The sequence below is a fragment of the Pseudoalteromonas sp. K222D genome (genome assembly GCF_017653575.1).
Taxonomy (GTDB): domain Bacteria; phylum Pseudomonadota; class Gammaproteobacteria; order Enterobacterales; family Alteromonadaceae; genus Pseudoalteromonas; species Pseudoalteromonas nigrifaciens.
In genome coordinates, this window is record NZ_JAGGDL010000021.1 from 54,697 (window position 1) to 61,692 (window position 6,996).

Annotated in this window: 6 protein-coding genes and 1 pseudogene; 6 read left to right on the forward strand and 1 reads right to left on the reverse strand. The window is 40.7% G+C overall.

The annotated features are described in order from the left end of the window. Positions 1–107: 107 nt before the first annotated feature. Genes pspF through J5X91_RS11700 form a run of 6 tightly spaced genes read left to right on the forward strand, consistent with a single transcriptional unit; the run spans position 108 to position 6,517 of the window. The gene (pspF, locus tag J5X91_RS11675) at positions 108–1,193 is read left to right on the forward strand and encodes a phage shock protein operon transcriptional activator (RefSeq protein WP_208834908.1); all 1,086 of its coding nucleotides are present in this window, start codon (positions 108–110) and stop codon (positions 1,191–1,193) included. Between the two features lie 48 nt (positions 1,194–1,241). Continuing rightward, positions 1,242–2,849: an ABC transporter substrate-binding protein gene (locus J5X91_RS11680; RefSeq protein ID WP_011328709.1), complete on the forward strand. Its 1,608-nt coding sequence runs from the start codon at positions 1,242–1,244 to the stop codon at positions 2,847–2,849. Continuing rightward, a complete protein-coding gene (locus J5X91_RS11685; protein WP_011328710.1) occupies positions 2,849–3,883 on the forward strand; it encodes an ABC transporter permease in 1,035 nt (344 codons plus the stop codon). The genes J5X91_RS11680 and J5X91_RS11685 overlap by 1 nt, the downstream gene beginning before the upstream one ends. After that, entirely contained in the window at positions 3,870–4,763 is an 894-nt protein-coding gene (locus J5X91_RS11690; RefSeq protein ID WP_011328711.1) for an ABC transporter permease subunit, read from the forward strand. The genes J5X91_RS11685 and J5X91_RS11690 overlap by 14 nt, the downstream gene beginning before the upstream one ends. Beyond that, positions 4,764–5,756 (forward strand): oligopeptide/dipeptide ABC transporter ATP-binding protein, encoded by a 993-nt coding sequence (locus J5X91_RS11695; RefSeq protein ID WP_011328712.1) that lies wholly within the window; start codon positions 4,764–4,766, stop codon positions 5,754–5,756. Continuing rightward, positions 5,756–6,517, forward strand: coding sequence for an ABC transporter ATP-binding protein (locus J5X91_RS11700; protein ID WP_011328713.1), 762 nt, complete (start codon positions 5,756–5,758; stop codon positions 6,515–6,517). The genes J5X91_RS11695 and J5X91_RS11700 overlap by 1 nt, the downstream gene beginning before the upstream one ends. 314 nt (positions 6,518–6,831) lie before the next feature. On the opposite strand, the pseudogene J5X91_RS18115 reads toward J5X91_RS11700, so the two are convergent. Continuing rightward, positions 6,832–6,996: pseudogene (locus tag J5X91_RS18115) on the reverse strand (transposase); the annotation flags it as partial.

A 6,996-nucleotide genomic window follows, 5' to 3' on the forward strand; every position in this document is an offset into this window, starting at 1 on the left:
AATACATAATTTATTCATAGAGTTAAACTCAAATTACAAATTACTTTAGTTATCTCCCATTATGAAATACACTAACTGTTAGTAAAAATGACTAAGAGTTAGGAAATATGAGCCAATATCGCCAACAAGATAACTTACTCGGCCAATCTGATAGCTTTTTATCGGTACTTGATCAGGTATCGCAGTTAGCTAACCTAGATAAACCAGTGCTTATTATTGGTGAGCGTGGCACAGGTAAAGAGTTAATTGCAGCGCGTTTACACTTTTTATCTAAACGTTGGGATCAAAGCTATGTAAAACTCAACTGTGCGGCGCTTAACGAAAACCTGCTCGAAAGTGAACTATTTGGCCATGAAAGTGGTGCTTTTACTGGCGCTAGCAAACGCCACGAAGGCCGCTTTGAACGTGCAAACAGCGGTACTTTATTTTTAGATGAGCTAGCAAACACCTCCGAAATGGTACAAGAAAAATTGCTACGCGTAATAGAGTACGGTGAATTTGAGCGTGTAGGCGGTAAACAAACAATAAAAGTAGATACGCGTTTAGTGTGCGCTACTAACGAAGATTTACCTTATTTAGCACAGCAAGGTGAGTTTAGAAGCGATTTGCTCGACCGCCTGGCTTTTGATGTAATAACCCTTCCCCCACTGCGTGAACGCCAAGGCGATATAATGCTGCTTGCAGAGCAGTTTGCAATGAATATGGCGCGCGATTTAGAGTGGCAATTGTTTAGCGGTTTTACCCGTAGTGCCACAGAAACACTGCTTAGTTATGATTGGCCTGGTAATATTCGAGAGCTAAAAAATGTGGTTGAGCGCAGTTTGTATCGCCATGGGAGTGAACAGATCCCCGTTCATCAGATTATTTTAGACCCATTTGAAAGCCGTTTTAGGCCAAAACCACGAGTAAAGCCCACTGCTTTTGTTAATAATAACATTAATACTCCTGAGCCAGCGGTTGCCGCAGCGCCGGTTGCTCAAGCACTACCAAGTGCAGCGCCTATTAATACTGAGTTTCCATGTAGCTTAAAAAAACTCTCTAACGACTTTGAAATTTTAATGATTAACAAAGCTTTAAAGCATAGCCAATTTAATCAAAAGAAAACTGCAGAAGTACTGGGTTTGACGTATCATCAATTACGTGGCTATCTGAAAAAATATAACTTGCTATACCCAAGCGACACCAAGGGGTGAGTTTCAGTTTACTTAGTTATAGTTCAATAATAGTTAGAGGTTACGCAGGTGCATAAATTATTACTTGCTTTGCTATCAACCAGCCTTATAGGGTGTATAGATAGTAAAGAAGAAATCTTAAAAGAAAAAAACCAAGGCTTAGTTTATTGCGCTGAAGCAAACCCTGTGTCGTTTAATCCGCAGGTAACTACAACAGGCTCAACTATAGATATTATTGCCAATCAATTATACGACCGCCTAATTAGTATTGACCCTGTTACAGCTGAATTTCAAAGTGAATTAGCCACCGATTGGAAAACGAGTAAAGACGGTAAATCGATTACTTTTACCTTACGTAAAGACGTAAAATTTCATACCACAGCTTATTTTACGCCTAGCCGTGACTTTAACGCTGACGATGTTATTTTTACTTTTAGCCGCTTATTTGATGTTTATAATCCGTATCACTTTGTTGGCGATGCTAATTATCCTTACTTTCAGAGTGTAGGAATTGATCAGCTTATTCGTAAAATTGTACGTGTGTCTGACTATCAAGTACGGTTTGAATTGTTTAATGCCGAAAGTAGCTTTTTAGCCAATATGGCCACCGATTTTGCGGTTGTATTATCACAAGAATATGCCATGCAACTAAAAGCCAGCGAACAAACCAATTTGTTTGATCACTACCCAGTAGGCACAGGCCCGTATATTTATAAAGAGTATAGGCGCGACCATTTAGTGCGCTTTTATAAAAACCCAGTTTATTGGAAACACGACGTGGTACTGGATCAATTGGTTTACGACATTACCCCTAACGGCACCACGCGTATAGCTAAAATGCTCACCAAAGAATGTGATGTCACCGCTCATCCAAGTAGCGCGCAATTGAGTATTTTAGCCCAGCGCGACGACATTAATGTAGAAAAAGAAACTAACTTAAATATTGGCTACTGGGCATTTAATACTGAGCGCCCCCCTTTTGACGATATACGAGTACGACAAGCACTCGCTCATGCAATTGACGTAGATAAAATAATGCAGGCTGTGTATTACGGCAATGGTATTCGCGCTCAATCAATTTTACCACCCACCTCGTGGGCGTTTGAACCACAAGCTAACATTCCAAATTTTGACCCTGCTTTAGCCAAAAAATTACTTATTGAAGCTGGCTTACCTAATGGCTTTAACATGAACATTTGGGCCATGCCAGTGAGTCGTATTTATAACCCTAATGCCCGTAAAATGGCCGAGCTAATGCAAAGTGATTTACGTAAAATAGGGGTTAAAGTGAGTATTATAGAATACGAATGGAATACCTTTATTCAGCGTGTTGGCGAGCACCGACACGACAGCGTACTACTTGGCTGGGCTGCCGATACGCCCGACCCTGATAACTTTTTTAGCCCTTTGCTAAGTTGCACGGCCACCTTTAGTGGTAAAAATGCCGCAAATTGGTGTAACCCACAATTTGACTCTTTACTTAACCAAGCGCTTAGTACAACCGATATAGCACTGCGTAAACAATATTATGACGCTGCACAAAGCATGATTATTAATGAGCTACCTTTAATACCAATAGCCCACGGCATGCGTTTTCAGGCAAGCAGTGCTGATGTAGAGGGCATAACGCTCGGCCCATTTGGTGCTATTTCGCTTGCTAATGCGAGGAAAAAATAATGCGCTTAGATTATATTTTACGCCGCATTGGTTTATTTGTTTTTATGGTATTAATGCTTAGCGTTTTTACTTTTTTACTGAGCTTTTTATTTCCTGGCGATGCATTAAGTAATTTAAGCGGTATTCCCAGTAATAACTTTGCGCAACACACCCAGTTAGAAGATAAGTATTTATATAATAGTAATTATTTTATGCAATATATCGCTTTTTTAGGGCGTATATTGCAAGGTGATTGGGGACTGTCGTTTGCCTCTGGAGATAGCGTGTTTTCGCAAATACTCGACTTAATTCCTGCCACACTCGAGCTTAGTATATACGCGCTGTTTGTTTCGGTTGTTATTGGTGTTCCTACAGGCATATTAGCCTCTGCTTATTATAAACAATGGCCCGATAAGCTTATTTCCTCTACCACTATGATAGGCTATTCCATGCCTATTTTTTGGTTAGCATTATTACTCATTATGCTATTTTCATTGCAACTGGGTTGGTTTCCAATGTCAGGAAGAATGAGCTTACTCTATGAAATACCACCCACTACAGGTTTTATTTTAATTGATATTAGCTTGGCAAGCTTTCCGTACCAGGGCATGGCTTTTATTGACGCCTTACACCACCTTACCTTGCCTACCATAGTATTGGCTATGTACCCCACTACGGTATTGATACGCTTTACTCGCGAATCTATGCTTAAAGTAATGGATCAAAACTTTATTAAAACAGCGCGCGCAAAAGGCCTTAATCGCAGGCAACTTATAATACACCATGCACTGCGTAATGCATTGTTACCGGTAATTAAGCAAATTGGTTTACAATTTAGCACGCTTATTACGCTGGCAATGATCACTGAAATTATTTTTTCGTGGCCTGGGATTGGCCGCTGGTTAATTGATAGTATTTATCAGCGTGATTACCCCGCTATACAAGGTGGCTTAATGGCGGTTTCTTTATTTATTATTTTTGCCACCATAATCGCAGAGCTAATTTATACTCTATTCGACCCACTCTCACGGAACCAAGCTCATGGCAAAGTTTAACTTATTTTCTGAAGAGTCGAATAAATCGCCCCTAGCACGGCTGTGGCGAAAATTTAAAACCAACCACCCTGCACTCGTTGGTTTATGGGTGTTTATTGCTTTTGCTTTACTGGCCGCCAGTGCACCTTTTTTAGCCCCTTATGGGGTTAATCAGCAACATAGTGATGCCTTACTTATTCCGCCCTCGTGGCGCGAAATGGGTGACGTACGTTTTCTTTTAGGCACCGACGATTTAGGCCGCGATGTGCTCTCTAGATTAATGAACGGCGCAACGTATACATTTGGCTTATCAATTATTGCAGCGTTTTTAACCACTGTCATTGGCTTACTCGTAGGCACTTTTGCTGGTATTAGTCGCGGGCTTCGCTCCAGTTTTTTAAATCACTTACTGGATATAACGCTTTCTATTCCGTCGTTGTTGCTGGCAATTATTATTATAGCGATATTAGGCCCAGGTTTAATGAATACCGTATGGGCAATTATTTTGGCACTACTGCCGCAATTTATTCACTCTATTCGCAACTTAATTGTAGATGAGCTGAGTAAAGATTACATCACCGCTTATCGGCTCGATGGCGCCTCTAATTGGCATATATTGTCGCGAGGGATTTACCCTAATATATATGAATATATAGTGGTTATTTTTACCATGGCGCTCTCTACTGCTATTTTAGATATAGCCGCTTTAGGTTTTTTAAAATTAGGCGCGCAACCACCTACAACCGAATGGGGTGCAATTTTAGCCGAAAACCTCGGGCTTATATATTTAGCCCCCTGGACTGTAGCCCTACCAGGCGTACTGTTGTTTTTAGCGGTACTGTCAACAAACTTAGTAGGCGATGGACTTCGCCAAGTTTTACAAGCGCGTAAGGCTGATTAAATGCAATTACTTGATGTTCGAAACTTAACCATTGAATTACACACCTCTGAAACCGTTATTAGAGCCGTAGACAGAGTGAGCTTTAGTTTAAAAGAAGGCGAAGTACATGCTTTAGTGGGTGAATCTGGTTCTGGTAAAAGCTTAATCGCCAAAGCAATTGTAGGAGTGCTTAATGAACGCTGGGTAATAACAGCTGATAGAGTGCATTGGCGCGGGGTAGACTTAATGCGTTTAACCCCAGAGCAACGCCGTAAAGTAGTGAGCCAAGACATAGCCATGATTTATCAAGATCCGAGTCGCTGCCTTGACCCTACCGCTAAAATATTTGATCAAATAGCCGAAACCTTACCTGAGGTAGCAAGTAAAGGGTTTTTCTTAAAGCGTAATCGCGAGCGCAAAGACAGAGTAAAAGCACTTATTCATAAAGTCGGTATTAAAAACCACGAAGAAATACTTAGCAGCTACCCCCACGAGCTTTCAGAAGGGGTGTGCCAAAAAGTGATGATTGCTATGGCAATTGCGCGTACGCCAAAATTATTAATTGCAGATGAGCCCACCACCGCACTTGAAAGCACCACCCGTGCACAAGTATTTAGATTGTTAAAAAGCTTAAATCAGTTAAAAAACATGTCTATTTTAATGATTTCTCATGAGCTAGAAGAAATTGTTAACTGGTCGCATACTATTCATGTTTTATATTGTGGACAAATGGTTGAAGCAGGCCCAACACATCGTATTTTTAGCCAGCCACGCCACCCTTATACGCAAGCACTACTAAAAAGCCTACCCGATTACGAACATGGTTTGGCGCATAAAGAGCCTTTTTACGCGCTTAAAGGCACCATTCCTACGCTGCAACATTTACCAATTGGTTGTCGGTTAGGGCCGCGTTGCCCGCAAGCACAAAGAGAATGTGTTATTGCGCCAAAGCTAACTAAACACCAAGGGCATAGTTATGCGTGTCATTTTCCGCTGATCAAGGAGATGAAATAGTGCAACCCTTACTAAAAGTACAAGCATTATCAAAAAGCTTTAATTTACGGGCTGGATTATTTAGCCGTAAAAAATTTGCAGTACTTAAAAATATTTCGTTTAGTGTTGGCAAAGGCGAAACCATAGCCATAATTGGTGAAACGGGTGCTGGAAAAAGCACCCTAGCAAAATTACTTGCCGGAGCCGATAGCGCTGATAGCGGGCAAATTTTACTCGAAAACAACATAATCGAAAATAACGGCATTCGCGATCCACAATGTCGCCATATCAGAATGATTTTTCAAGACTCTGCAACCTCGCTAAACCCGGCACTGACTATTGCCGACATGCTCGATGATTGCCTGCAATTTAATACCGATTTTGACAAACAACAACGCGCCGAAAAAATAGACAGCACCATGTTAAAAGTGGGGTTATTAGTAGATCATCAACAATATTATCCGCACATGTTCAGCATAGGGCAATTACAGCGTGTAGCGCTTGCTCGCGCACTTATATTAGATCCTAAGGTTGTTGTGCTCGATGAAGCACTTTCATCTCTAGACCCCTCTGTACGCGCACAAATAGTTAATTTATTACTAAAGCTACAACTAGAAACCGGATTAACCTATATATTAATAACCCATCACCTTAGTTTAGTCCGCCATATTAGCGACCAACTGGTAGTACTAGAACGAGGCGAAATTGTTGAATACGGCCCCACCGAAGCAATATTCCAAAATCCCCAATCGAAAATAACGCAAAAATTATTGAGTTGTTGATGAGAAAGTCCAAGAAAAAACTAACTTCAATACGTAAAAGAGTACGCGTTTAGGTTTGATTTAGAACATAATTAAACCTGAACGTCTGAAAAACTAAAATGTTAAAAAATTAAAATGACACCCACCCTAATAATTAATCCCTTTGGTGTTTATCTAAACAAACATTGCTAGGCTTAAAAGCATCCTTAATTTTTAAAACACCTCTGCTTATTCAAATAACGCTGTATTTAACTGCTTTTTATTCATTTTTAGGCATGCAAAATACTGTGCTTTCACAGTGAGAGGGAATTACGGAGAGTTTTTGAAGTAACGCTTTAAGCCAGTAGCTTTTCGCAATTACTAACGTTTGCGCGCCGCTTTCTGTTTAGGTGTTCGCAGTATCCTTCGTGCGACGCTGGGCGACCTACTGCACCATGAAATACGCGACTAAATTGTGTGGTGAGTTTTAGCCAGTTTTCGGGGGTAATGTTTACTCTTTG

Coding starts and splice junctions, on each gene's coding strand:
- pspF (WP_208834908.1), top strand. CDS start 108: ATGAGCCAATATCGCCAACAAGATAACTTACTCGGCCAATCTGATAGC.
- J5X91_RS11685 (WP_011328710.1), top strand. CDS start 2,849: ATGCGCTTAGATTATATTTTACGCCGCATTGGTTTATTTGTTTTTATG.
- J5X91_RS11690 (WP_011328711.1), top strand. CDS start 3,870: ATGGCAAAGTTTAACTTATTTTCTGAAGAGTCGAATAAATCGCCCCTA.
- J5X91_RS11695 (WP_011328712.1), top strand. CDS start 4,764: ATGCAATTACTTGATGTTCGAAACTTAACCATTGAATTACACACCTCT.